Origin of the sequence: Actinomadura sp. NPDC047616, from assembly GCF_040642915.1 — a bacterium.
GTDB classification, from domain to species: domain Bacteria; phylum Actinomycetota; class Actinomycetes; order Streptosporangiales; family Streptosporangiaceae; genus Spirillospora; species Spirillospora miaoliensis.
The window spans coordinates 758,879-784,138 of record NZ_JBEYTB010000001.1 but is presented as its reverse complement, the minus strand read 5'-3'; the positions used below and the strand labels follow the sequence as shown (position 1 = coordinate 784,138).

The window sequence follows — 25,260 nt, the reverse complement described above, 5'->3', positions numbered from 1 at the left end:
ACCGTTGAGCCGCCGAATCGTGATCTTCGCTGCGGGGTCGCGCGGCGACGTCCAGCCGTGTGCGGCGCTCGGCCGGGCGCTGGCCGCCCGCGGCCATCACGTCCGCCTGGTCGCCAGTGGACGCTACGCCCCCCTCGCCGTCGCCGCCGGGCTCGATCTGGCGCCGCTCACCGCCGACCCCACCGAGATCCTCGACTCGGACGCGGGTCAGGAACTGCTCGCCGGGGGCCGCAACCCCGTGGCGTTCCTCGGCGGCTTCCGGCGCATCCTCGGCCCCTTGGCCGAACGGCTGCTGAACGAATGCCAGGACGCCTGCAAGGACGCCGACCTCATCCTCAGCCCCACACTGGGCCTGCTCGGCCGCCACCTAGGCGAACACCTGGGGATCCCCTGGGCGTTGATTCACTTCCAGCCCAGCCAGCCCACGGGCGCGTTCCCGCACCCGTTCCTTCCGCAGGCGCGCATGCTCGGCGCCTTGGGCAACCGGGCGAGTTTCCTGGCCGTCGACCAGCTCGCCTGGCAGTTGTCCCGTCCGTTCATCAACCCGTGGCGCCGCAACGCCCTCGCCCTACCGGAGTTGTCCGTACGCGGCCCCATGCATGAGGCTCGCCGGGAGGCCCGTCCCGTGCTGGCTTGTTTCAGCCCAAGCGTCGTCCCTCGCCCCCGCGACTGGCCCCGATACGTGCATGTGACGGGCTATTGGTTCCTGGACGAGCCGTCCTGGCAGCCGCCCACCGACCTGACGGACTTCCTCGCGTCGGGGACGCCACCCGTCTACGTGGGCTTCGGCAGCATGGTCCCCAAGGACCCGGTAATGACCGACCGGATCGTCCGCACCGCCCTGCGCGTGGCCGGCGTACGCGGCATCGTCCAAGGCGACCCGTCCACATCGGACGACGACGTTCTCGCCGTACGGGACGTGCCGCACTCGTGGCTGTTCCCCCAGACAGCGGCCGTCGTCCACCACGGCGGCGCGGGCACCACGGCCGCCGGGCTTCGCGCGGGTGTGCCCACGGTGGTGTGCCCGTTCTTCGGCGACCAGCCGTACTGGGCCGAACGCGTCACCGCCCTGGGCGCCGGCCCGCGCCCCGTCCCGTTCCGCACCCTGACGGTCCCGCGCCTGGCCCAGGCAATCCGCCAAGCCGTCCAGGACGAGGACATCTGGCAACGCGCCACCACCTTGGGCCGCCGCATCCGCACCGAAGACGGCCTCACCCAAGCCTGCAACATCATCGACACCCTCTGACGACATCGGCCGCCGCCGCAGCGACACCGGACACGGCGCATCTTCGCCGCCACAGGCCGCGCCGCACTGGCGAACTCACTAAGTGGCCCGGACCCCGCATCCGCCAGATCCTCGGTCGAATCACGCTCAGAGTTGGATCCTGAGCGTAGGGTGGTCGTCGTGATTCGCGCTGTGGTGTTCGACGTCGGCGAGACACTTTTGGACGACACGCGCGAGTGGCGGGCCTGGGCGGAGTGGATCGGCGTGCCGCTGCACACCCTGTCGGCACTCGTGGGCGCTGTCACCGCACAGGGACGTGACAATGCCGATGCCCTACGACTCATCCGGCCGGACCTCGACGTAGCAGCGGAGCGCCGGGCACGCGAGGCCGCAGGATGCGGTGAGCAGATCGCCGACCAAGACCTATACCCGGACGTCCGGCCCGCGCTCGCCGAGTTGCGCGCCATGGGTGTATGGGTGGGGGTGGCAGGCAACCAGACGGCGCGCGCCGCTGATTTGCTGCGCGCCCTCGATCTGCCGGTCGACGCCGTCGCGACCTCTGGGGAGTGGGGGGTGGCCAAGCCCGATCCCCGGTTCTTCGCCCGCCTGATCGACTGGGCACCGGGTGCGCCGAGCGAGATTCTCTACGTGGGCGATCATCGAGACAACGACGCCGTGCCCGCCAAGGCCTCGGGCCTGCGCACCGCGCTGATACGCCGCGGACCGTGGGGATACCTGTGGGCCGAAGACCCTGTGACGGTACAGGCGGCGGACTGGCGCATCGACCGCCTCACCGAGCTACCCGAACTGATCAAGAGCGAGTGACGCTCATGGGCCATGGACACTCAGCGCGTCGGTGGAGGTACGCGAGGACGAGAAGGTTCTCGGCGTCCCCCGGCCCCCCGCGGCTCGCTCGACGGATTCCGTAACGATTCGCTGGGACGCCACGGCGGAGCGGTGCGTGTTCCTGATCGACGGGCGTTCTATGCCCGAGCGCGACGTCAACCGGGTGGTGGTCGGCCGGCAGGCGCTGGTAAGGGTGCCGAGCAGATCGGGCAGGTGACGGTCGAGCTCGGCGAGTGGCCGCCTGCTTGGAACGACATTGTTGCGGGCATTGCGGGAGTATGGGCGAGTACGTACAGGTTCAGACCGCCATTCCCTCTCGTGAGAAGGGGCTCGAAATCGCTCGATCTGTCATCGACGCGCATCTCGCGGCCTGCGCTCAGGTCGTCGGCCCCATGACGAGCACCTACCGCTGGAAGGGCGAAGTCCGCGTCGACGAGGAATACCTCCTGCTCATCAAGACGACCGCCGACCGGTACCCCGAACTGGAAACCCACATTCACGACCTGCACGCTTACGCTGTCGCGGAGATCATCTCCGTGCCGATCAACGCTGGTCTGGCGTCGTACCTGGAATGGATGGACGAGGAGACGCGAGCTCCAGGTGCGTAGCCCGGATGCCGTCCCGTAGTTCCCGGGCTCGGGGGTCCGCCTGATCCCGTAGCGCGGCGTCCGGCCGCCGCCTCGCGCGGCGCCGCACGTGCGCGCGTCGCGTGGTGCGGCGGCGTGATCGGCAGCACCCCGCCCCGCCGCCCAGGTCGGCGGCGCGGCGGACGTCCAGGCGGCGGGGGGAGCGGCCGCGCGGCTTACCCCGGCGCCGACCGGGAGCCGCCGGGCTATGGACGGCGGCCCGTGGCCCGGCGCGGCCGGGATGAGCATGATCCTGTTTCAGCGCCTCACCGGGGGAGCGCGCTGATTTTTTGCAGACGGCCTCTGGTGCCGTCGGTGTCGCTCCTACTGGTGCTAGACGCGCGTAGTGTGGGTAGGGAACGGTTTCGCCTGGTGAAGGGCGTGGCGGCGGAACTGGTGGCCGTATCAATCGGTCGTTGCGGGTTGAGGCCATGAACGGTGGCGCATCTGCCGATCTGTCGGTGGGCGAACGGGTGCTGGCCGAGGTGCTGCGGGTGGCACGGGTCCAGCCGCCCGCTCAGCTCGCCGATGTGATCATGGAGCATGCCCAGCCGCTGGGTGTCCGGCGTGCGGTGGTCTACCTGGCCGATCTGCAGGAAACGGTGCTCGTGCCGTTGCCCTCGCACGCCGACGTCGTCGCCGACATCAGTGACGAGGTGGACGTGCGCGATCCGGGCGCCATAGTGGCGGATCGCGGCGTGGTGCGGATCGAGGGCACGGTGGCCGGGCTGGCCTACCGGAAGCTGACCGTGGTGACGGCCGAAGACAGCGACACACCCGGCGAGGTGACCCTGGTGGATGAGCCGGTGCGGCAGCATCGTGTGTGGCTGCCGCTGCTGGACGGTACCGCTCGGCTGGGTGTGCTGGAACTGGTGCTCGAGCATCTGGACGAGCAGGTGCTGCAACGATGCCATCTGCTCGCCGGGATGGTGGGGTTGCTGGTGGCCAGCTATGGCGTCCACAGCGACGCCTTCGACCAGGTGCGCCGCCGCGAGCCGATGCATCTGTCGGCCGAGATGGTGTGGGCGTTCATGCCCGGCCAGACCTACGCCACCGAGGACGTGGTGATCTCCGCCGCCGCCGAACCGGTCTACCGGCTCGGCGGGGACGCCTATGACTTCTCCAGCATGGACCACACGGTGCACCTTTCGCTGTTCGACGCCGCCGGGCACGACCTGGTGGCCGGGCTGGTGGCAGCCGTGGGTCTGGCCTCCTGCCGCAGCACCCGCCGCGCCGGCGGCGGCCTGACCGACATCGCCCTGCTCGCCGACACCGCGATCCGTGAGCACTCTCCGGAATGGCGGTTCATGACCGGCCTGCTGATCAATCTGCATACGGGGACCGGCCGGCTGGAGTGGGTGAACTGCGGTCACCCACCGCCGCTGCTGATCCGCCGGAACAGGGTGGTCAAAGAACTGCCCGGTGCCCCCGACCCGCCCATGGGGCTGCTGGAGGGCGCGAGGCCGCGCGTCCGCTGCGAGACGCTGCAGCCGGGCGACCGTCTGCTGTGCTACACCGACGGCGTCACCGAAGCACGGACCCCCGAAGGCGAGCAGTTCGGAGTGGACCGGCTGGCCGACACGATCATCCGGACCACCGCGGCCGGCATGTCCGCGCCCGAGGCGCTACGCCGCCTCATCCATGGCCTGTTCAGCGAACAGAGGGGCGGATCGCTGAGCGACGACGCCACCGTCCTGCTCACCGAATGGCGGCCCACCATCCCCACGGGTTCCGTCCACAACTCCTTTCAGACGCTGCCCAATTCAACGTCCAACCACGCTGAGTGACGGAAATCAGGACTGGCGCTGGTCCGCGCACGGCTGCGGGCCTGACCGCCTACCGGCCGTGGAGGGTCGGGGCCGGTTGGCGTTCAGGAGCAGCCGCAGCCCGCGCCGCATCGGCGTGTGATCGTCGGCCAATACGCTGCGCGAGTTCGTCGGGGGCGGGGTCAGTCTCCGACCTGGCCGGTCAGGGTGGGGCCGCCGAGGCCGGCGAGCAGTTCGCGGAGCCGGTCGGCGAGTTGCTCGCGGCGTTCGGGGGCGAGGTGGCCGATGAGGCGGTCTTCGGCCGCGAGCAGGTCGGCGACGACGCGGTCGAGGAGGGCGTTGCCCGCGTCGGTGAGGGTCACCGCGCGTGCGTGGTAGCCCGACCCGGTGGTGGTCCGTTCGACCAGCCCTGCCCTGACCGCCCGCTCCACCCGCTGGGTGATCGCGCCGCGCGTCACCATGCACGCCTCGGCCAGCTCCCCCGGGCTCATCCGGTACGGCGGGCCGGCGCGCCGCAGCGTGGACAGCAGGTCCAGCGTCGCGACGTCCACGCCGAGATTCGCGAGGAGACGGCGGCGCTCGTCGCCGAAGACCTTGGCGGCCCACCAGATCCGGGTGATGACCCCGATCGACTCCACCGGGACGCCCGGCAGTTCGCGCCGCCAGGCGTCCTGGATGGCGTCGGCGTGGTCGCGCGGCGGCTCAGCGGCCACGTTCGGCTCCGCCGTTCACCTGGATGATCTGCGCGGTGACGTGCCCGGCGCCGGGCGAGGCGAGCCAGTGCACGGTCTCGGCGACGTCCTGCGGCGTCCCGGGCCGGCCAGTGTGGGTCTGGGCGACGAGCGTCGCGCGGCGTTCGTCGTCCAGGGCGCCGCCGAAGAACTCGGTGTCCTCGATGAACCCCGGGGCGACCACGTTCACCGTGACGCCGCGCGGCCCGAGGGCGGCGGCGAGGTCGAACGCGTACGGATGCAGGGCCGCCTTCATCGGGCCGTACGAGGTGCCGCCCGACCCGCGCAGGGCCGCGATCGAGGTGATGAACACGATCCGCCCGAACGGGTTCAGCAGATCGCGGAACGCCTCGGTCGGCAGCACCGCCGTCAGCACGTTGGCCCGGAAGTTGCCCGTCCACCGCTCCGCGACGCCGTCGCGGCCGCCGCGCCATTCGACATTGCCGCCCGCGTTGTTGACCAGCACGTCGATCGAACCGAAGCGATCGGCCAGGACGGCGCGCACCCGCTCGACCTCCGCCGGCTCGCTCAGGTCCGCCGGAAGCGCGGTGCCGCCCAGCTCCCCGGCCGTCTTCTCCAGTACGTCCGCGCGGCGGCCGATGATCACCACTCGGTCCCCGTCGGCCGCGAAGCGCGCCGCCACCGCCCTGCCGATGCCGGTGCCGCCGCCGCTGACCACGATCGTGCGCGTCATGCAACCTCCCTTGAGTTTAGGTCTAAACTCAACCCTACAGGGAGATCCGAACGGCATTGCTCCCGAAGGACGGCGATGTCAGGGTGCGCCTTCACAACGCCGTCGTGGGCGCGCCTGCGGCTGGCGAGTCATGCACCCTCCGACGGCAGGCGCAGTGGCTACATGTCGTCCTTCCAGCGCCATCCGGTTCCGTCCGGGGCCGGCACGATTTCCCGCTTGCTCTGGACGGTCTGCCGCTGCGGTGGCGTCGGCTGCCCGTTCGCCCAGGGACGCCACGGCCCGTCCTTCCGCACGCCATTGCGGGCATGACCGTTGGCGCCCTCGCGCGTGCGTGCTCGCCCTGTGGGTGCAACACCGGAAGACGCACGCGCGCGCTCAGCGGGGTCGGCCATGCCGTTCGTGCTCGTTGCCGAGGCCCCGGCGTGCTGTGTTGCGGGAGGTGGTTCGGGGGCGGGTTCCCACTGCAGGGGGATGGGAGACGGTGGCTTGGACGCCTGGGGTGCGGGTGCGGGTGCGGGCGAAGGTGCAGGGGCGGGGGTGGGTGCGTCGTCGCGTTCGCGGAGGTCCATGTGGGAGTGGAGGCCTGCCAGGGGGCCGGGCAGCCACCAGTTGGCGGCGCCCATGAAGCGCATGGTGGCGGGGACGAGCAGGGATCGGACGAGCACCGCGTCCACCACCACCGCCACGAACATGCCGACGCCGATGAGCTTGACCACGGTGATGCCGGCCGTGCTGAACGCCGCGATGACGACGAGGAACAGCAGGGCGGCGCTGGTGATGATGCCGCCCGTGCGCTGCATGCCGACGGCGACGGCGGTGCGGTTGTCGCGGGTGCGGTCCCATTCCTCGCGGATGCGGCTGAGCAGGAAGACCTCGTAGTCCATGGACAGGCCGAACACCACCGCCAGGATGAGGATCATGCTGGTGGCCTCGACGCCGCCGGTGGGGGTGAAGTCGAGCAGTCCGGCGAGGTGGCCGTACTGGAAGCCCCACACGATCGCGCCGAACGACGCGCCGATGGACAGCACGTTCATCACGATCGCCTTGAGCGGCAGGACGAGCGAGCCGAAGAACATGAACAGCAGCAGGAACGTGGCCACGCCCACGAACACCGCCATCTTCGGCAGGCTGCGCATGAGGCTGGACATCAGGTCCATCTGCCCGGCCGTGCTGCCGCCGACGTCGATGTGCAACGGGTAGCCGTCCTTGGACAGCTCCATCGCCCGGATGCGTTTCACCAGGTCCTGCGCCTGGGGCGCCATGGGCTCGTACCGGTGGGTGACGGAGACGCGCACGCCGCCGTAGGTGCCGGAGTAGCCGGTGAAGCGGGCGTCGGTCACGCCCGGCAGGGCGGCCAGGCTCTTGCGGAAGTTCTCCAGGTAGGGCGGGATGTTGTCGCCCTGGCGCGTGGGCCGCCAGTTGCGCGGGACGAGGTCTCCGGAGACGACGACGTCGATGGGTTCGGCCGAGCCGTTGGGGAAGTCGCGCTTGACCGTCTCGACGACGGCGCGGGTGGGGCTGTCCATGGGCAGGACGCGCGCGTCCACGCTGGAGAACTGCACGTTGAGGAACGGCCCGAACAACACGCCCAGGATCGCCAGCGTCACCGCGAAGTACGGCAGCGGATGCTTCATCACGCTGTGGCCGAGCCGGTACCAGAACCCTGAGTCGGGGTCGCGCCGCGCGCGCCCGGGACGCCGCCATGGCATGCGCCCGAACTCCACCCTGGGGCCGAGCAACGCCAGCGTGGTCGGCAGCAGGACGGTCGCGCCGAACACGGCGACGAGCACGGTGGCTATGCCCGCCAGGCCGATCGTCCGCAGGAACATCTGCGGGAACAGCAGGAGGCCGCCGAGCGCCGCCGACACCGTCACGCCGGAGACGACGATGGTGCGTCCCGCCGTGGCCAGGGTGCGGGCGAGCGCGGCCTGACGGATCGGGTCCAGCGTCTTGCGGTACGCCTTCCTGGCGGCGCGGCGTTCGCGGCGGTCGCCGGCGGACTTCCACGGCTTGCCGTCGGGGACGCCGCGCTCCGCCATGCCGTGCGCCAGCTCCTCCCGGAACCGGGACACCACGAACAGCGAGTAGTCGATGGCCAGCCCGACGCCCATCATCGTGACGACCTCCAGCGCGAAGGACGTCACGTCGGTGACGTAGGTGACGGCGTGCAGCACCGCCAGGCCGCCGACGATGGAGAACAGCGCCACGACCATCGGCAGCAGGGACGCGGTGATCGCGCCGAAGAGCAGCAGCAGGAGGATCAGCAGCGGCAGCGCGGTGATGGTCTCGGCGCGCACGATGTCGGCCACCACCTGCTCGCCGAACTCCAGGCCGAGCGGGACGCTGCCGCCCAGCCGGGTGTCGAGGCCGGGTGCGTCCAGCCGATCCTTGACAGCCTCGTAGTCGCGCGCCTTGGCGGCGTCGTCCGAGCCGCGCAGTTTGATGGCGACGAACGTCTGGTGCCGGTCGCGGGAGGCGAACGAGTCCGCGTCGTCGCCCTCGAACGACCAGTACGACATCTGCTCGGCCACCCGGTCGGTGGGCAGCCGCGCGACGGTCGTGACCACGGCGGCCATGTACCGGGGGTCGTCCACGGTCATGGTGTCGCTGCGGTACAGGACGAGCACGTCGGGGTTGGTGCTGCCGAAGTAGGTGGCGCCCAGCTTGGCGACGAGGGTGGACGACGCCTTGGGGTCCTCGAAGCCGCCCTGCTTGAACCGCTCGAACACGCCCAGGCCCCAGCCGCCGGCCAGCACGGTGCCCAGCAGGATCAGCACCAGGCAGGTCCAGCGCCGTCGGTGGATGACACGCCCCAGCCCGGCGAGCATGGTCCTCCCGTGTTGTCGGGGCCGCCGGTTGCGGTCCGGCGGCCGTGGCCCCGGCCGGGTGGCGGCCGGGGCCGAGGCTAACCGTCCTTGCGGCGCGACTCCAGCCGCTGCCGGGTGGTGGGCAGCGCGCCGTCCAGATACCGCTGCCGCGTGGCGGAGCGGGCGATCTTGCCGCTGGACGTGCGGACGACCGCGCCCGGCTCGACCAGCAGGAAGTCGTGCACGCTCATCTCGTGCTCGACGGTGACGGCGGCGCGCACGGCGTTCTCCACCTCCGCCAGGTCCAGGCGGGCCAGCGGGACGCGGCGGTTGCGTTCGGCCACCACCACCAGCAGCTCCCCGGAGTCGTCGCCCTGGACGGAGAACGCCGCGACGTGGTCGGGTCGGACGGCGTCGTGCGCCTCCTGCACGGTGACCTCGACGTCCTGCGGGTAGTGGTTGCGGCCGTCGACGATGATGAGGTCCTTGATGCGGCCCGTCACGTACAGCTCGCCCTCGTGGACGACGCCGTAGTCGCCCGTCTTCAGCCACGGCCCGGCGGGCAGGTCGCCCGGTTCGGCCAGCTCGCCGCCGAAGGTCTCCCGGCTGCGTTCGGAGTTGCGCCAGTAGCCGTGCGCGGTGTTGGGCCCGTGCACCCAGATCTCGCCGACCCGCCCGTCCGGCTGTTCGCGCCGGGTCTCCGGGTCGACGATCGCGACGATCTGCCCGACGGGACGTCCGCACGACACCAGCGCCCCGGTGCGGTCGGAGCCCTCGGCGCACAGGACCAGCTCGCCGCGCGTCAGCGCCTCCCGGTCGGCGTGGACGACCGTGGGCGGGGCGTCGTCGGCGGCGGCGGACACGAACACCGTCGCCTCGGCCAGCCCGTACCCCGGGGCCTGCGCGCCCGGCCGCAGCCCCGCCGGGCCGAACGTGCCTGCGAACACCGACAGCGTGGACGTGCGGATCGGCTCGGCCCCGTTGAGGCAGGTCACCAGGCCGGACAGGTCCAGCCCGGTGAGCCGTTCGGGGGTCGCCTGGGACGCGACGTACTCGTAGGCGAAGTTCGGCCCGGCCGTGTAGACGTTCTTGTTGGGCCGCTCGGCGATCAGCTCCAGCCAGCGCATCGGGTTCATGACGAACGACACGGGGTCGGTGTAGATGGCGTGGTCGCCGTTCACCATCGGCAGCGCCATCGTGGCGATCAGCCCCATGTCGTGGAACAGCGGCAGCCAGCTCACCAGTTCCGGGTCGGGCCGCTCGGGCGCCCATCCCGCCCACAGCTGCGCCGCGTTGGCCGTCACGTTCCCGTGGGTGATCTCCACCCCGGCGGGGCGGCGGGTCGAGCCGGAGGTGTACTGCAGGTACGCCAGGTCGTCGAAACCGATCGGCTCGTCGCGCCAGTCGCCCGCGAGCGCCTCGTCCACCTCGTCGGCGAAGACGATCTCGCGGGGCCGCGGCACGTCGTTGTCGGCCAGGAACTTCTCCACGTGCGGCAGCGCGTCCCGCGAGGTGACGATCACGGCGGGCGCGGCGTCGGCGTAGGCGCCCAGCAGCCGCTCGGCGTGCCCGGGCAGGTCCGGCGAGAACAGCGGCACCGCCACCACGTGCGAGTACATCGCGCCGAGCATCGTCATCATGTAGTCGAGCGTCTGCGGCAGCAGCAGCGCGGCGCGTTCGCCCGGCTCGGCGGCGGCGCGCAGCCGTGTCGCCATGGCGCGGGCGCGCCGGTGCGTGTCGGCCCACGTCGCGGTGACCTGCACCCCCGCGGGGTCGAGGGAGTAGTCGACGAAGGTGAAGGCGGGGGCGTCCGGCTTGTCCGCGGCCCACCGGGCGACCCGCTCGATCAGGGGGGTACGGCCCGAACCGCCGGGCGCCAGTTCGGGAAGCAGCGAGCCCAGTGCCATAGATCATCTCCGGGGGGGAAGGGCCGCGTGCGGCGTCGGACGGAGGTCCGGCCGGCTCCGCTGGTCCCGGCCGGCCTCCCGGCGTCCGGCGCCCTCCGGGGGCACGCGGCGGTGATCGTGCAGCGCGAAGTTACCCGATGGTACAGAAGAGTGACACGCGTGCGCGGCACATTACTGCAAGCACGATTTATCACCCGGATGACAAGCGGAATTACCGGCCGATATGCGTTTCCCGGAAACGGTCACCCTGGGTGCGCGCGCCGTTCTCGACCGCTTCCCGGCCACCGCCCCGGAGACCCGGCGCGGGCGCGGTCCCTCGCGTCGACGGCAGCGGTCAGCCGGCACCGCCCGAGAAGATCTGCTGGACGATGCCCCGGCGGTGCCTCCCCTGGTAGGTGGTCTGCGGATTCTCCCCGTCCGACAGCTCGGCCAGGTACCGGCTCTCGGCGTCGATCAGCTGCTCCAGCTCGCCGCGGTCGAGGAACACCCCCTGACACCCGGGGCATTCCTCGATGATGACGCCATGCCGCTCATGGGTGTGAAGGGACGAATCGCACTTGGGACACTGCAACGTCGCCTCTGACATACCGGATCCCCTGTCCGCAACGAGGGCGTTTACTGTTAGCCGGATAGCTTAGTGAGGCAATTACCGTTTTGGTATGGTCCGACCGATGTGACGTCCATCGATCCGGAAGCCGTCCGTTCACCCGTGTCGCGTTCGGACGGCCGTCACCCGGGTGACGACACGCACGCGTCAACCTCGCGGCTCCCGCGCCCCTCCGTCAGAGGTCGTCCTGCGAGCGCCGGGCGGCCCGTACCGCCATGGACTCGGTCAGACGGCTGCGCAGCAGCGCCAGGCACGTCGCCAGCCACAGCAGCGCCACCTCGGCGACCACGACCATGCCGAGCACGACGAGCCACGGCGTCCCGGTCTGCCCGTACAGACCCGTCGGCGAGATCAGCGTCATGCCGTTGCCGGCCAGCGGCAGCCGACCGTCGGGCGGCGCCACGAACGGCGGCGACGCGGACGGCATGGGCGGCATCGGCTGGCCCGCGCCCGGCGACGGCCGGTCCGCATCCGTCGACGACGGCGGCGGCGCGGTTCCCGGCGCGGCTTCCGGCGCCTGGCTCGGTGCGTTGTCCGGCGCGTTGCTCGGTGCCTTGCTCGGCGCGCTGCTCGGCCCGGCGCTCGGCGCCTGGTCCGGTGCCTTGCTCGGCGCGTGGCTGGGTGCGTGGCTCGGCGCGGTGCCCTGTGTGGGCTGCGGGACGGGCACCAGGCCGGAAGGCGGCACCTTCCCCGAGGGCTCGCGCCCGCCCTTCAACGTCGACGTCGCGTGCGGGGTGGGCCGCTTGTGCTTCGTGGACGGCCTCTTCGGCTTCTCGGGGGCGCCCGCGACGTTGGGCGCCTCACCGGTTTTGAGCTTCGGCCTGTGCCCGCCCTTGGGCCTGTGCTGGCCCTTCGGCTTGTGCCCGCTCTTCGACCTGTCCTTGTACTTGAGCTTGTGCTTGTGCTTGGGGACGTGCTTGTGCGGCTTCTCGGGCCTCGGCGTCGAGATCGTCACGTCAGGCCGGCCCGGGGAGTCCAGTTCGGGCGGCGTCTTGGGCCCGTCCGGCGCCTTCGGCATCTTCGGCATCTTCGGAACCTTCGGCACCGGAGGCACGTCCGCCGGGAGGCCCACAGGCGGGGGCGCGATCCGCACCCGGGACGGCCGGTCGGCGTTGCCCGCCGTCACCAGCGCGGTGAGCGCGGGAAGGCGGGCCAGGCGGGACGCGCGCGGAACCCGGACGTCAACGCGCAGCCGCCGTGACCGCTCGACGTCCCCCAGCACGCATCGCAGCCGCTGCCCCGCCGCCGCGCACTGCGACGGATGCCGCCCCCACGACAACGGTCTGGGCGCGGACAGGCTCAGCCACACGTTCCGGGCCCTGCCCCCGTGGGCGCGCACCGTGAACGCGTAGGTGTGGACGCGTTCGCGGGCGAGCGTGCGGGCGCCGACCAATGTCGCCGAGGCGGTCAGCCGCACATCGCCGGCGTCCGCATGCGGGCCGGTGAGCAGAACCGGGGGGACGGCCAGCGCTCCCCCGAGCATCGCGACGCCCCACCGCCTGCTCGGCAGCCGGACCGGCCACCGGCCACGAAGCCGGGTTCGCAACCACGTGCGAAGCCGGGCCCTCCGCCGGGCCCGGGCGCGTCCGAACACGACACGTTCCCCGGTAGGCACCCGCTCCCCCTCGTCTGCGGCCTCCTCCGCCCGGGGGGACGGCGCCGGTCGGCGCCGGGCTCAGAAGATTATTTCCAGTGGATCACTCTGCGTAACATACGCCGTCTCTTTCGCGCACCGAAATCGACTCTCCGTAGAATCGGACGGTCGCGAGAAAGGAGCCGCCGGTGGCGCAGGCCGGGAACGCCCAGGCGGGCGGTGCCCAGGCCGTCCGCTCCCTGGAGCGCGCCTTCGAGCTGCTGGAGCACCTGGCCGACGCGGGCGGCGAGATGGCGCTGTCGGAGCTGACCGAGGTGTCCGGGCTGCCGATGCCGACGATCTACCGGCTGATGCGGACGCTGGTCAACCGCGGGTACGTCCGGCAGGAGCCGTCCAAGCGGTACGCCCTGGGCCCGCGCCTGATCCGGCTCGGCGAGGGCGCCAGCCGCCTGCTGGGCACGTGGGCGCGGCCGGCGCTGGCCCGGCTGGTGGACGAGGTCGGCGAGACCGCCAACATGGCCGTCCTGGAGGGCGACGAGGTCGTCTACGTGGCGCAGGCACCGTCCCGGCACTCCATGCGCATGTTCACCGAGGTGGGACGACGCGTCCAGCCGCACTGCACGGGCGTGGGCAAGGCGCTGCTGTCGCTGCTGCCCGAGCCGACCGTGCGCGGCATCCTCGCGCGCACCGGCATGGCGGCCCAGACGCCGCGCACCATCACCGACGCCGACGCGCTGGTGGCGGAGCTGGCGCGCGTCCGCGAACGCGGCTACGCGGTGGACGACGAGGAGCAGGAGGTCGGCGTGCGCTGCGTGGCCGTGCCGCTGCCCGGTGCGCCCACGCTGACGGCGATCTCGGTGTCGGGGCCGTCCGTGCGGCTGACCGCCGAGGCCGTCACCGACATCGTGCCGGTGATGCGCGCCGCGGCCGAACGCTTCACCCGCGATCTCGGCCCGTCCTGAGCCCCGGTCCGTGCGGGCCGCTAGTCGATGACGTCGCCGACGACGACCGTCGGGCGTCCGCCGCGTTCCCAGTTCACGTAGTCGCCCGCCGCCTTGACCAGCACGGCCGCCAGCCACAGCGCGACGCCCGTGTCGTCGGCGAGCCCGACGACGGGCACCAGGATCTCGGGGACGGCGTCGATCGGGGACAGGATGTAGACCAGCCCCACCGCCAGCAGGCCCAGGGTGCGGTACGGCAGGCCCTTGTACTCGCCGCGCAGGACGGCCTTGAGCATGCGCGGCACCGCGCGGATCCGCGTCAGGAGCCCGGGGGTGTCGGGGCCGAGCGTCTGGCTGTAGATGTGCCATGCCTGGCCCGCGGCCGCCGCTCTGCGTTTGCTGTTCACAGGCTCTCCCTCGTCCGCCTCTCGTCTGGCCGGTGTCCGGGCGCGGCCGGCCGGACCCACCTGCCGCCCTCCACTGTTGGACGCCCGATTCGCCAGACTTGTTCCCCCGGGCCGAGTTTCGTCCCCCCACAACGGGGACGCGACGCATGTCCCCGCCCCCGACACCCGCACTCCTGCCCTGGTGGAGCCGCTTGGGTTACCCGAAGTGAGGAATGCGTCACTAGGTCGTACGAGCTACGGGGATTCGGCCGCATTAATCGCCGTCCGCTGGAAACATGATGTTGGGGAACCGTCTGGGTTGTGGGAGGGGCGCCGGCTCCCAACGCTCCGGCTCCCGGCGTTCCCGGCACGGCCGGGCCCACACGCCCGGCACAGTCGACACCCCCAGGAGCTGACACGAGCAGATGAGCGGCGACCGACCGTACCGCCCCGACGTCGGCCGGCCCATCTCCGGCACCGCCGACGGCATCGGTTACCTGGCCCTGCCGCCGACCGCGGTGGACGCCCGCCCGGCGGGCCCCACCCGGCTGATCGTGGCCTGGCCGGGCTTCGACCCGCCCCGCACGGCGCCCGCGCTGGCCGCCGCACTGCCGCTGACCGGGGTGCCGACCTGGCGCGTCTACCTCGAACTGCCCGCCGTGGACGGCCGTCCGGCCAGTGGCCTCGACTCGGGCGCGCTGCTGACCTCCGAGGGCGTCGAGGCGTACGGGGCCGCGGTCGAGCAGGCCGTCGAGCGGCTGCCCGCCGTGCTGGCCGACCTGCGGCGCGACCTCGGCCTCGGGGACGGCCCGATCGGCCTGGCCGGGTTCTCGGCGGGCGGCGCCGTCGCGCTGCTGACGCTGGCGCGCGGCGTGGTGCCGGTCACCGCCGCCGCGCTGGTCGCGCCCGTGGTGGCGCCCGCGCACGCCGCCCGCTCCCTGGAGAAGCGCTCGGCCCGCGAACGCGACTGGAACGAGCGGGCCACCGCGCTGGCCGAACGGCTCGACCTCGGCGCCCGCGCCGGCGACATCGCCGCCCGGGACGCGGCCCTGCTGCTCGTCGGCGGCACCAAGGACCGCCTCGTCCCGCCCGGCGAGATCACCGCGCTGCGCGACCTGCTGCTGCGGCGCGGCGCGCCGGCGGTGGAGTCGGCCACGTTCCGGATGGGGCACGCGCTGGCGGCCGAGCCCGGCACCGACGCGCGCCCGCCCACCACCGAGGCCGTGCGGGTCGACGGGGTGGTCACCGACTGGTTCCGCGACCGGCTCGCCGAGGTGAGCCCGGATCTCGGCTCCGGCCAGGTCACCGCCGACGGCCGGATCAGCGCCGACCATGCCGGCGCGGGGGCCTCGACGTCGCAGACGCTCCCGGACGTCGCGGCGGCCTCAGGGGGCGCCGGGGCCGCCCCGCCCGCGGCCGCCCGGCCCCAGGACGGCACGGCGGACGACGGGCCCGCGCAGGGGCCGGCTCCGGTGCGTTTCGAGGGGTCGAGGGTCTAGGCCGCGAGCGGGGGCGGCGAGGGGGTACCGGCTGACCGGCGGGTGACGTTCAGGGGCGTCGGGCGACGCTCAGGCGTCCAAAGGGGGCGACGCTCAGGCGTCGAAGGGGGCGACGCTCGGGCGTTCAGGGCGTGAGGCGGGCCGTCAGGCGCGGGCCAGCACCTGGTAGCGGACCGGGATCACCCCGGAGCCGGTGCCGCCGACCTTGGCCATCGCCGCCCGGGACAGGTCCAGGCACCGGCCGCCCACGAACGGACCGCGGTCGTTGATGCGCACGGTCACCGAACGGCCGTTGTTCTTGTTGATCACACGGACCTTGGTGCCCATCGGCAGGCTCCGGTGCGCGGCGGTCAACTCGTCCGGGTCGAACCGCTCGCCGCTGGCGGTCGTCTGCCCCTGCCAGTAGTAGGACGCCTCGCAGGAACCGGTGCGCACGACCCTGGACTTGCGCTTCTTCTTTTTCTTCGCCTGGGCCTTGAGCGCGTCCTGGGCGCCCGAGGACCCGGACTCTTCCGGCGCCTTGGTGGGCGCGGGCGTCTCGGTGGGCTGCGACGGCTCGGCGGACGCCGACGCACTGGGGGACGCGGAGGGGTCGGGCGAGCGCCTCCCGCCGCGGCTGGCCCGGTCGGGGGCGGTGCGCGGCTGGTCCGCCTGCGGCGCCGTGTCGAGCGCGGCGCGCGTGGCCCCTGGGCCGCGGCCGGCCGAGGCCAGCGCCCAGGCGCCCGCCGCGAGAACGGCGGCGGCGACGCCGGAGATGATGACGAGGTTCCTGAAGTGGCGTTTGAGGCGATGCTCGCCAGACCTACCCACGGAGAGTCCTTCGGTCGGGAACAGGACCCCGGACGCCCGGCGGGCCTCTGGCACCGCCGTTCGGCGCGGCGGGCAGGCCGCGCGGACATCGTCACGTCACGGAATCCCCCGCCGCGCACGGTCGGCCCGTCCCGGGGTGAACGACCCCGCGGGCACGTGCCGCGGGCCATCGGCGAGCCCCGGCTGACCGTGCGCCTGTTATCAGCGCCACCGCATCATCGCGGAAATTCGGCGTCCGGCAGGTGCGGCGCCGAACTCGCGCATCACGGATCCCGGCGGACGCCGCACACAAGTCCATGACCGTACGTTGAAATTCGCGGGAATCAACCGGTGGGCCGTCGTTTGTGGGGTTTGTCACGGTGACTTTTTGCCCGCTGAAGTCGATCACATACGCACCGTGATCGAATTTCAAGATCGCCTTTGCTGACCATTGGATGTCGATCTCGTGGGGATAACTGGCGGTCAGCCGGAATGTTCACAAACAGCGAACGGGGCGCCGCGCGGATCGCGCGACGCCCCGTTGTGACGGGATCGGTTCAGCGGGTGCCGTCTGCCCCATTCGTGCCGGACAGGCCACGCCCTCCCGGCATCTAGCTCAGCGACAGCGGCTGCACGGCGGACGCGCTCTTCTTGGCGTGCGCCTCGCCCTGGCCGGACGCCGGGCGGCCGGCATTCTGCTTGCCGACGCCGGTCGGCGCCTGCGGCGCCTGCGGCGCCATCTCCGAAGCGTCCTTGTCGGCGTCCGACTTCCGCTTGTTGTTCCCGAGCTTGTTCAGCACACCGCCCAGCAGCTGGCGCAGCGCGCCGCCGACACCCGCCTCCGACGGGGCTTCCTCGGCCGGCGCCCGGCGCGCCTGCGACCGGCCGACCGCGCCCTGCGCGGTGCCGGCCTTCCGGGCCGACTTCCCAGGCGACCGCGACAGGCGGCCGTTGACGGGCGCGGCGTCCGTGGGCAGCGCGGTGCCCGAGGCCAGCCTGAACCACGGGTCGGCCTTGCCGCGAGACGACGTGACGTGCTTCTTGTTGTCGCATCCGCGCTGGACCTTGGAGTCCTTGGCGCCGTCGTTGGACGTCTCCTCGGAATTGCCCGTCTTGCAGTCGCTCTTGATTTCGACGAACTGCTCTTGGCTGTTGTCCAAGTCGCCGGGCCACGGCGCCTTCACCGCGTCGCGGGCTCCCAGCGCGCGACGGGCCCTGAACTGCAGGTCCGTGTGCCCGTCACCCTTGACGGACCCGGCCTTCCCGCGCACGCCCAGCATGCCGTCGACCGCCGCGGTGGGCCTCTTGGCGACCTTCCCGACGGTGGGCACGAGCGGCGCGGGGGCGATCGTGTCGACGCTGTGACGGACGGCACCACCGGCCGGCCCCTGGTCGGCCAGCACCCCCGGTGCGGCGGCGACGGTCACGGCGGTGGCCACGGGGGCCAGTACCGCGCCCCTGAGCAGGCTCCTGACGGATCGATTCATTCATCCCCCCGGCGTTGGTCGTTTCGACCTTTGCGCGTGTGCACGCCGCCGAACCGGTTCTTGTCACCGGACGCGGTTTTCCGGCACACCGACGTGCGAGGACGTTAGTACGTCCCCGGCGGCCGCAGGGCGAACCACCGGATCAATTGGCCAACGCAGAAGAACATTTAGCGAATCGACATACGCCATTTCGCGCCCCGTACGCGATCTTGACCGTCCGGCGAGAGAATCGTCCCGGCCGGTCATATCGGCCCGGCCGGGACGAATTGCGACCGGAAACGCAACCGCCCGGGTGGTGCGTCGACCCGGGCGGCCGGACCGGTTCCGCGCCGGCCGGCTCCGGGGGCGGGACCGGTTCGAAACGGGAGGTCAGGACTCCTGGCCGAGGGCGATGGCCGCGTCGACCTCCTGCCTGCGGACGGCCAGCTCCTGCTCGTAACGCTCCCGGTCGACGGCGTCGGCGATCTCCTCGTCCTGGCGCATCAGCGCGTCCAGGTCGGCCTTGGCGTTGTCCAGGACGCCCATGTCGGCATAGGCGGACCGCACCTTCTCCCCCCACAGCCCGATGTCCTTCACGCACGGGACGATCCGGCTGAACAGCAGGGACTGGTAGAGCGTGTACATCTCGGAGTTCTCGACGTACTCCATGCACTCGTCCACGGGCAGGCCGAGATTCTCGACCACCTCGCGGCCCTTGAAGCGGTCGCGCATGAGATAGCAGCCCTCGACGACGAACTCCTCGCGTTCCGCCCGTTCCTTCTCGGTGAGCTCGGCGTAGTAGTCCTTGAGCGCCAGGCGGCCGAACGCCACGTGCCGGGCCTCGTCCTGCATGACGTACGCCAGCAGCTGCTTGACCAGCGGGTTGGTCGACATGTCCCGGTACACGCCGAACGCGGCCAGGGCCAGCCCCTCGATGAGCACCTGCATGCCGAGGTAGGGCAGGTCCCAGCGGCTGTCCTCCAGCGACTCGGCGAGCAGCCTGGCCAGATCCTGGTTGATCGGGTAGTACATGCCGATCTTCTCGTGCAGGAACCGGGTGTAGAGCTCGACGTGGCGCGCCTCGTCCATGGTCTGGGTGGCGGCGTAGAACTTGGAGTCCAGGTCGGGCACGGTCTGCACGATGCGGGCCGAGACGTTCAGTGCGCCCTGCTCGCCGTGCAGGAACTGGCTGAACAGCCAGGAGCCCTGGTGGCGGCCGTACTCCTGGCGTTCCTTCTCGGTCATCCGGTCCCAGATGCGGGAGCCGAACAACGGGTTGAACTGCTCGGGCAGGCCGATCACGTTGTTCGGGTCCACCTCCAGGTCCCAGTCGATGCGCTTCTGCGCGTCCCACTGCTTGTCCTTGCCCTTCTGGTACAGGCTCAGCAGCCGGTCGCGGCCGTCGTCGTACTCCCAGGTGAAGCGGGTGTCACCGGACATCGGGACGTTCCACGTCTCCTGGGGGACGGGGCTGGTGTAGAAGTCGAACGAAGTCACCGGGGTGCCTCCTCGGGGCGCCGACGCCGCTGTCGCGACGCGAGGGGTTGTGCCGCGGGGCCGTCCCGCGGGCTTTGTACCGCCCACGTGCTTTACATCTCTTCGTAACATGTAAAGCCCTGCGGAGGCCATACCCCCGTGGCCGTACGGGCCGCGCCGCGGGCGCCCCGGGCATACGATCGAAGGCGTGCTTCGCCAGGTCGTCGCCCCGCTGCTCGGCATGGCGCTGACGCTGACCGCCTGCTCGGTGAACGGGTCGCGCGGCTCGTCGGCCGAACGCCGGCCGACGAGCACGGGCGGGGCCGCCACGGCGGCCGCCCCGAGCGAGGGGTGCACGCGGACGCCCGCGGTCTCCAGCGGCCAGTACCGCTTCGGCGGACGCCCGTACCTGCTGACGCTGCCGCGCTCCCACGGCCGCACGCCCCTCCCGCTCGTCCTCGACCTGCACGGGCTGCGCTCCAACGGCTTCCAGGAGGCCGTCTACAGCCGGGTCGCGAGCCTGGGCGCGGCGCGCGGGTTCGCCGTCGTCGAGCCGAACGGCGCGACCCGGCCCCGGGGCTGGAGGCTGCCCGGCATGGCCGGCGGCACGGTGGACATCCGCTACGTCCGCGACCTGCTCGACCACCTGGAGGGCACGCTCTGCGTGGACACGCGGCGCGAGTTCGCCACCGGGTTCTCCAACGGCGGGGGCATGTCGGCCGCGCTGGTGTGCGGGCTCGGCGGACGGCTGGCGGCCGTGGCGCCGGTGGCGGGCCTGAACCTGACGCGTCCGTGCGCCGGCCCCCGGCCCACCACGATGCTCGTCTTCCACGGCACGGCCGACCCGATCATCCCGTACGGCGGCGGCGCCCCGTACAACGGCAACGAGGCCCGCGTCCCGGACTGGATGCACCCGGCGGGCGGCGGTCCGCTCGTCCTGCCGTCCGTGCGCGGCCAGGTCGAACGCTGGGCGCGGCTGTTCGGCTGCGGACGCACCTCCCGGCGGCAGGCGGCCACGGGCGTCACCCTGGTCAGCCGCTCCGGATGCCGGGACGGCGCCCGGGTGGACTTCTACACCGTCGCCGGCGGCGGCCACAGCTGGCCGGGCTCCCCCGCGCTCGGCGCCGGTCCCAGCACCACGCGGATCGACGCGACCCGCATCATGCTGGACGTCTTCGCCGCGACGAAGGCCCGGCAGGTCAGCGCGACTGGAGAGCGTCCAGCGCCACGGCCTGGGCGATGACCAGACGCCGGTCCAGGGCCGGGTCGGCGATGTCGATGACGTAGCGGTCGCGCAGCGCGAACTTCTTCTCCACCGAGAACGCCGGACGCCCGTCGACGGCGAAGTCGAAGTGGTACGGCCAGGCGAACGGCACGTTGCTGACGAACGGGAGGAACTCCCAGACGCGGCGCAGCACCGCCACGGCCTGGTTGCGCTCGGTGCCGGTGGCGGTGCCGACGCCCGGCTGCTCCAGGTGCCAGGTCGACGACAGCAGCGACCTGCGGAAGTCCTTGCGGAACACGCCGATCGGCCCGCCGTGCTCGTCGGCCACGTCGTACGCGCCGCCCAGGTCGATCACCTTGCGGGCCTTGAACGACACGAACGGCCGCGTCTTGGAGTCGTCGGTGTAGAGGGTGACCTGCTCTTTGAAGGCCATGCGCTTCTGCTGCGCGAACGCGACCAGCTCGCCTTCGGAGCCGTCGGCCGCCGCCAAGCGGACCTCGTACTGGTTCACCATCAGGCGCACCCGCTGGCGTACGAGGAAACGGGTCTGTGCCTGGAGTTCGTCGACGTCCACCGTTGTCGTCCTCGGGCCGTGGGAAGGGGATGGGCGGAGTGTCCCACAGATCCCGGATCAGCGGTCGCTGATGTGGTGGGCGAGGTAGGCGTGGATCAGCCGCTCGGCCTCGGCGACGATGTCGGGGTCGCCGTCGGGGTCGCGGCGGAAGGCCATCTTGAGCACCGCGTCGCCCGCCTCCACCGAGATGGCCAGCGCGCGGGCCAGCTCCGGGCTGTCGGCGACGCCGAACCGCTCCACGATCATGACGCGCAGCCGGTCGGCCACCACCGAGTTGTTGTCGGCGGCGGCGTCCAGCAGGTTGACGTCGGCGACGTCGCCGAAGCGCAGCACCCGGAAGCCGGGCACGGTGCGGTGCATGTCCACGAAGATCTCGATGATGGCGCCGACCGTGTCGGACCAGTGGTCGAAGTCGGCGTCGGCCAGCCGCCGGGAGATCCGCTCGCCGAACCGGTCCAGGTTGCGCAGGGCCAGCGCCTGCGCCACGGCCCGCTTGTCGGGGAAGAACTGGTACACCGAGCCGATCGCCACCTCGGCGCGCTGGGCGATGCGCGTGGTGGTCAGTCCGTCGTAACCGTCCTCGTCCAGGATCTCGGCGCAGGCGTCCAGCATGCGCTGTACGCGCTCGGCGCTGCGGCGTTGGGCGGGACGGCGGCGCAACGGCGTTCGAAGCTCGGTCACCAGACCATTGTCACCTCTGCGGGCGGGTGCGGCACCGCCGTGCGGTCCCGCCCGGCACCACCGGTCACCGGCCGTTTCCGCCGGGCGGGCGGGCGGTCGGGTGTCTGGTGGGCGGCGCTTCCACCCCCTAGGATCCGAACAAAATTCACGTTTGGAGGGGTGGCGATGGGGCTTCCGCACGGGTTCCAGTGGGGCGTGGCGACCTCCGCGTACCAGATCGAGGGCGCCGTCGGCGAGGACGGCCGCGGCCCGTCGACCTGGGACGCGTTCTGCCGCGAGCCCGGCCGGGTGCGCGACGGCCACACCGGCGACGTCGCCTGCGACCACTACCGCCGCTGGCCCGAGGACGTGCGGCTGCTCGCCGGCCTCGGCGTGGACGCCTACCGGTTCTCGATCGCGTGGCCGCGCGTCCAGCCCACCGGACGCGGCCCCGCCAACCCCGCCGGCCTGGACTTCTACGACCGTCTCGTGGACGCCCTGCTCGACCGCGGCATCGCCCCCGCCGCGACCCTCTACCACTGGGACCTCCCCCAGCCGCTGGAGAACGACGGCGGCTGGATGAACCGCGACACCGCCTACCGCTTCGCCGAGTACGCCTACCTGGCCGCCGAACGCCTCGCCGACCGGGTCACGATGTGGATCACGCTGAACGAGCCCGTCGTCGTCACCGCGTACGGCTACGCGTTCGGCCTGTACGCGCCCGGCCGGACGCTCGGCCTGGCCGCCCTGCCCACCGCGCACCACCAGCTGCTCGGCCACGGGCTGGCGGTGACCGCGCTGCGCGGACGCGGCGCCCGCGCGGTCGGCGTCACCAACCACTACTCGCCCGCGCGGCCCGCCGACCCGTCCGCCCCCGGCGACCGGGACGCCGCCGACGCCTTCGACGCGCTGATGAACCGCCTGTTCACCGACCCCGTCCTGCTCGGCCGCCTCCCCGACCTGGCCGTCCAGCCCGACGACCTGGCCGCGCACGTCCGGGACCAGGACCTGCCCGTCATCTCCGCGCCGATCGACTTCCTGGGCGTCAACTACTACCAGCCGACCTGGCTGCGCGCCCCCGCCCCCGGTGCGCCGCTGCCGTTCGACATGGATGCGGCCCCCGAGGGGCATCCGGTCACCGGCATGGGGTGGCCGGTCGTCCCGGACGGCCTGTTGTCCCTGCTGCGCGCGCTCAAGGAACGCTACGGGCCCGCGCTGCCGCCGCTGTACGTCACCGAGAACGGCTGCTCGTTCCCCGACGAACCCGGCCCGGACGGCCGCGTGGACGACGACGCCCGCATCGAGTACCTGGACGCGCACATCGCCGCCGTGCGCACCGCGATCGACGAAGGCGTGGACGTCCGCGGCTACTTCGTCTGGTCGCTGCTCGACAACTTCGAATGGGCGGAGGGCTACCACCCGCGCTTCGGCCTCGTCCACGTCGACTACCCGACGCAGCGCCGCACGCCGAAGAAGTCCTACGCCTGGTACCGCGACCTGATCGCCGCCGCCCGCACCGCCTGACCGACGCCGGGTCGGCGGGTACCCGTCAGTCCAGGGACGTGTCGCCCATCGACTCCAGCAGGCTGCGCAACGCGTTGACCAGGTTCTCGCGTTCGTCGTCGTCCAGCACGGCCAGCAGGCGCTCGCCCTGCTCGATGGCGTGCGGGAACACCTCGTCCAGCACCTCGTGGCCGCGCCGGGTGAGCCGGATGCGCACCGACCGGCGGTCGCCGCTGCCGGGCACCCGTTCGACCAGCCCCTTGGCCTCCATCCGGTCGATGCGGTTGGTGATCGCGCCGGAGGTCACCATGGCCGCGCGCAGCAGCGCGCCGGGCGTCAGCTCGTAGGGCGGGCCGGAGCGGCGCAGCGTGGTGAGGACGTCCAGCTCCCAGTTCTCCATGCCGAACGGCGCGAGGAACTCCTTCTGCCAGCGGTCCAGGAGCCGGGCGAGCCGGCCGCCGTTAGATCTCTCAATGTTGAGATTATCAACGTGAGGAGTTCTCGATGTCCCTGGTCTACCCGCCGCCCCGCTACACCGGCGACTCCGGCGAGGTCAGCGCGACGTACCGGCCGGCGACCACGCCGCCCGACCACGTCTCCACACCCGTCATCTCCAGCGGGCCGACCGTCGGGCAGGGGGTCGAGTACCACTACCTGGCCACCACGGGATCGACGGACGGCGACTTCGGCCTGTACCGCATCGACATGGGGCCCGCGCCCACCGGCCCGACCACCCACTTCCACCGGGGCATCTCGGAGTCGTTCTTCACCCTGTCCGGCACGACGGCTGAGCGGCCGTCCCCGGCCAGGACGACCGCTTTAGGGACGACCGCTCAGGGGCGGGCGGACAGGCCGGTGCAGCCGCGCAGGCCGTTGTAGCGCTTGAGCTCCGCCGTCGCCGCCGCGCCCGTCATCAGGCGCGGCAGCCCGGCGGAGATGCGGGCGGGCTTCCACTTCGCCGCGGTGATCTTGCCGTTCTCGGCCCGCAGGACCAGCACCCCCGAGTTGGCGGTCTGGCCGTTGGCGGACGAGAACACGAAGTTGCCCAGCCCGTAGTGGACGTACTTGCCCTCCATGAAGCCGCCCCCCAGCGGGATGTGCGCGTGCCCGCCGACGATCACGTCGGCGCCCGCGTCGATGAGCTGCTTGGCCAGTTCCTTCTGCCGGGGCAGCGGGCACGGCTGCAGCTCGGCGCCCCAGTGCAGGTGGACGATGACCAGGTCGGCGCCCTTGCGGGCCTCGCGGACCGCGCGCACCATGCGCGGCACGTTCTTCGCCGACGCCAGGCCCCCCTTGGCGTCGGTGGCCGTCCACTGCGGGATGAGGTGGTCGTCCAGCACCTGGGTGGCGCCGACGATCGCCAGCCGGTTGCCCTTCACGGTGACCCGGTGCGCCCGGTACGCCTCGTCGGCGTTGCGTCCGATGCCCACGGTGGGGAACTTCGTGCGGCGGATCGCCTGGAGGGAGTCGCGCAGGCCCGGCTCCATGAAGTCCATGCCGTGGTTGTTGGCCATGGAGGTGACGTCCACGCCCGCGGCCTTCAACGCGGTGAACGCCGACGCGGGGGCGCGGAAGGTGAACTCCTTGCCCGGCGCGGGCGTACCCCCCGTCGTGATGGCCGTCTCCAGGTTCACCATCGCCAGGTCAGCGGCGCGCAGCGTCCTGGCGATGGGGCCGAGCGCGGTGGACGGCTGCGCCAGCCGCGCGCGCAGGTTGCCCTCGAAATGCACGTCCCCGCCGAACGCCAGGATGATCGGCTGCTTGGCCGGGGCGGCGGTGGACGGCGGCGCCGCCGTGCGGGACGCCGAGGGCCGGGCGGCCGTCTTCCCTTCGGCCTCGGCCTTGCCGGAGCCGCTGCTGCACGCCGTCAGGGCCAGCGCTCCCGCCACAGCCGTCGCAAGCGCCCCGTATTTCCGTCTGATCACTGAACTCCCCCAC

The 25,260-nt window shown here is 72.1% G+C and carries 23 protein-coding genes; 9 read left to right on the top strand and 14 right to left on the bottom strand.

The annotated features are described in order from the left end of the window. Positions 1–4 precede the first annotated feature (4 nt). The 4 genes from ABZ801_RS03765 (at position 5) to ABZ801_RS03750 (ending at position 4,484) form a co-directional block, all read left to right on the top strand. Positions 5–1,246, top strand: a complete 1,242-nt coding sequence (locus ABZ801_RS03765; protein ID WP_360692306.1) for a glycosyltransferase — start codon at positions 5–7, stop codon at positions 1,244–1,246. 159 nt (positions 1,247–1,405) lie between these two features. Further along, on the top strand, positions 1,406–2,050 hold the full coding sequence (locus tag ABZ801_RS03760; protein WP_360692702.1) for an HAD family hydrolase: 645 nt from the start codon (positions 1,406–1,408) through the stop codon (positions 2,048–2,050). A 299-nt stretch (positions 2,051–2,349) separates the two neighbouring features. Continuing rightward, positions 2,350–2,679, top strand: a complete 330-nt coding sequence (gene cutA, locus ABZ801_RS03755; protein ID WP_360692303.1) for a divalent-cation tolerance protein CutA — start codon at positions 2,350–2,352, stop codon at positions 2,677–2,679. Between the two features lie 449 nt (positions 2,680–3,128). After that, a complete protein-coding gene (locus ABZ801_RS03750; protein WP_360692300.1) occupies positions 3,129–4,484 on the top strand; it encodes a PP2C family protein-serine/threonine phosphatase in 1,356 nt (451 codons plus the stop codon). A gap of 161 nt (positions 4,485–4,645) precedes the next feature. Here the strand turns inward: ABZ801_RS03750 and ABZ801_RS03745 are convergent, their stop codons facing one another. The 6 genes from ABZ801_RS03745 to ABZ801_RS03720 form a co-directional block, all read right to left on the bottom strand. Then, complete coding sequence (locus ABZ801_RS03745; protein ID WP_360692297.1) at positions 4,646–5,176, bottom strand: MarR family winged helix-turn-helix transcriptional regulator; 531 nt, start codon at positions 5,174–5,176, stop codon at positions 4,646–4,648. Next, the gene (locus tag ABZ801_RS03740; protein ID WP_360692294.1) at positions 5,166–5,888 is read right to left on the bottom strand and encodes an SDR family oxidoreductase; all 723 of its coding nucleotides are present in this window, start codon (positions 5,886–5,888) and stop codon (positions 5,166–5,168) included. Before ABZ801_RS03740 ends, ABZ801_RS03745 begins: the two co-directional genes overlap by 11 nt. Before the next feature lie 158 nt (positions 5,889–6,046). Further along, a complete protein-coding gene (locus ABZ801_RS03735; RefSeq protein WP_360692291.1) occupies positions 6,047–8,716 on the bottom strand; it encodes an MMPL family transporter in 2,670 nt (889 codons plus the stop codon). A 77-nt stretch (positions 8,717–8,793) separates the two neighbouring features. Then, positions 8,794–10,602: a fatty acyl-AMP ligase gene (locus ABZ801_RS03730; protein ID WP_360692288.1), complete on the bottom strand. Its 1,809-nt coding sequence runs from the start codon at positions 10,600–10,602 to the stop codon at positions 8,794–8,796. Between the two features lie 334 nt (positions 10,603–10,936). Beyond that, positions 10,937–11,188, bottom strand: coding sequence for a zf-TFIIB domain-containing protein (locus ABZ801_RS03725; RefSeq protein ID WP_360692285.1), 252 nt, complete (start codon positions 11,186–11,188; stop codon positions 10,937–10,939). A gap of 196 nt (positions 11,189–11,384) precedes the next feature. After that, positions 11,385–12,692: a hypothetical protein gene (locus ABZ801_RS03720; RefSeq protein WP_360692282.1), complete on the bottom strand. Its 1,308-nt coding sequence runs from the start codon at positions 12,690–12,692 to the stop codon at positions 11,385–11,387. A 299-nt stretch (positions 12,693–12,991) separates the two neighbouring features. On the opposite strand from ABZ801_RS03720, the gene ABZ801_RS03715 reads away from it, so the two are divergent. Then, entirely contained in the window at positions 12,992–13,765 is a 774-nt protein-coding gene (locus tag ABZ801_RS03715; RefSeq protein WP_360692279.1) for an IclR family transcriptional regulator, read from the top strand. Between the two features lie 20 nt (positions 13,766–13,785). On the opposite strand, the gene ABZ801_RS03710 is transcribed toward ABZ801_RS03715, so the two are convergent. Next, on the bottom strand, positions 13,786–14,151 hold the full coding sequence (locus tag ABZ801_RS03710) for a YkvA family protein (RefSeq protein WP_344953032.1): 366 nt from the start codon (positions 14,149–14,151) through the stop codon (positions 13,786–13,788). 404 nt (positions 14,152–14,555) lie between these two features. On the opposite strand from ABZ801_RS03710, the gene ABZ801_RS03705 reads away from it, so the two are divergent. Next, complete coding sequence (locus ABZ801_RS03705; protein ID WP_360692276.1) at positions 14,556–15,629, top strand: hypothetical protein; 1,074 nt, start codon at positions 14,556–14,558, stop codon at positions 15,627–15,629. Between the two features lie 144 nt (positions 15,630–15,773). Here the strand turns inward: ABZ801_RS03705 and ABZ801_RS03700 are convergent, their stop codons facing one another. The 3 genes from ABZ801_RS03700 to ABZ801_RS03690 all read right to left on the bottom strand — a co-directional run bounded on the left by ABZ801_RS03700 (position 15,774) and on the right by ABZ801_RS03690 (position 19,381). After that, complete coding sequence (locus ABZ801_RS03700; RefSeq protein WP_360692273.1) at positions 15,774–16,439, bottom strand: septal ring lytic transglycosylase RlpA family protein; 666 nt, start codon at positions 16,437–16,439, stop codon at positions 15,774–15,776. Between the two features lie 590 nt (positions 16,440–17,029). Further along, entirely contained in the window at positions 17,030–17,905 is an 876-nt protein-coding gene (locus tag ABZ801_RS03695; RefSeq protein WP_360692270.1) for a hypothetical protein, read from the bottom strand. Between the two features lie 369 nt (positions 17,906–18,274). Further along, entirely contained in the window at positions 18,275–19,381 is a 1,107-nt protein-coding gene (locus ABZ801_RS03690; protein ID WP_360692267.1) for a ferritin-like domain-containing protein, read from the bottom strand. A gap of 187 nt (positions 19,382–19,568) precedes the next feature. Here ABZ801_RS03690 and ABZ801_RS03685 point away from each other — a divergent pair, with 187 nt between their 5' ends. After that, positions 19,569–20,603, top strand: a complete 1,035-nt coding sequence (locus tag ABZ801_RS03685; protein ID WP_360692264.1) for a hypothetical protein — start codon at positions 19,569–19,571, stop codon at positions 20,601–20,603. Here ABZ801_RS03685 and ABZ801_RS03680 read toward each other — a convergent pair. Then, positions 20,560–21,159 (bottom strand): hypothetical protein, encoded by a 600-nt coding sequence (locus ABZ801_RS03680; RefSeq protein ID WP_360692261.1) that lies wholly within the window; start codon positions 21,157–21,159, stop codon positions 20,560–20,562. The two genes, ABZ801_RS03685 and ABZ801_RS03680, sit on opposite strands and share 44 nt — an antisense overlap. Before the next feature lie 57 nt (positions 21,160–21,216). Next, the gene (locus ABZ801_RS03675) at positions 21,217–21,840 is read right to left on the bottom strand and encodes a TetR/AcrR family transcriptional regulator (RefSeq protein WP_344953018.1); all 624 of its coding nucleotides are present in this window, start codon (positions 21,838–21,840) and stop codon (positions 21,217–21,219) included. 165 nt (positions 21,841–22,005) lie between these two features. Here ABZ801_RS03675 and ABZ801_RS03670 point away from each other — a divergent pair, with 165 nt between their 5' ends. Further along, a complete protein-coding gene (locus ABZ801_RS03670; protein WP_360692258.1) occupies positions 22,006–23,343 on the top strand; it encodes a GH1 family beta-glucosidase in 1,338 nt (445 codons plus the stop codon). A gap of 25 nt (positions 23,344–23,368) precedes the next feature. On the opposite strand, the gene ABZ801_RS03665 is transcribed toward ABZ801_RS03670, so the two are convergent. Next, positions 23,369–23,722: a MarR family transcriptional regulator gene (locus tag ABZ801_RS03665; protein WP_360692255.1), complete on the bottom strand. Its 354-nt coding sequence runs from the start codon at positions 23,720–23,722 to the stop codon at positions 23,369–23,371. Positions 23,723–23,826: 104 nt separating this feature from the next. Between ABZ801_RS03665 and ABZ801_RS03660 the strand changes: the two genes are divergently transcribed. Then, on the top strand, positions 23,827–24,201 hold the full coding sequence (locus tag ABZ801_RS03660; RefSeq protein ID WP_360692252.1) for a hypothetical protein: 375 nt from the start codon (positions 23,827–23,829) through the stop codon (positions 24,199–24,201). Here ABZ801_RS03660 and ABZ801_RS03655 read toward each other — a convergent pair. Continuing rightward, the gene (locus ABZ801_RS03655; RefSeq protein WP_360692249.1) at positions 24,156–25,247 is read right to left on the bottom strand and encodes a CapA family protein; all 1,092 of its coding nucleotides are present in this window, start codon (positions 25,245–25,247) and stop codon (positions 24,156–24,158) included. The genes ABZ801_RS03660 and ABZ801_RS03655 overlap by 46 nt on opposite strands. Between the last annotated feature and the right edge of the window lie 13 nt (positions 25,248–25,260).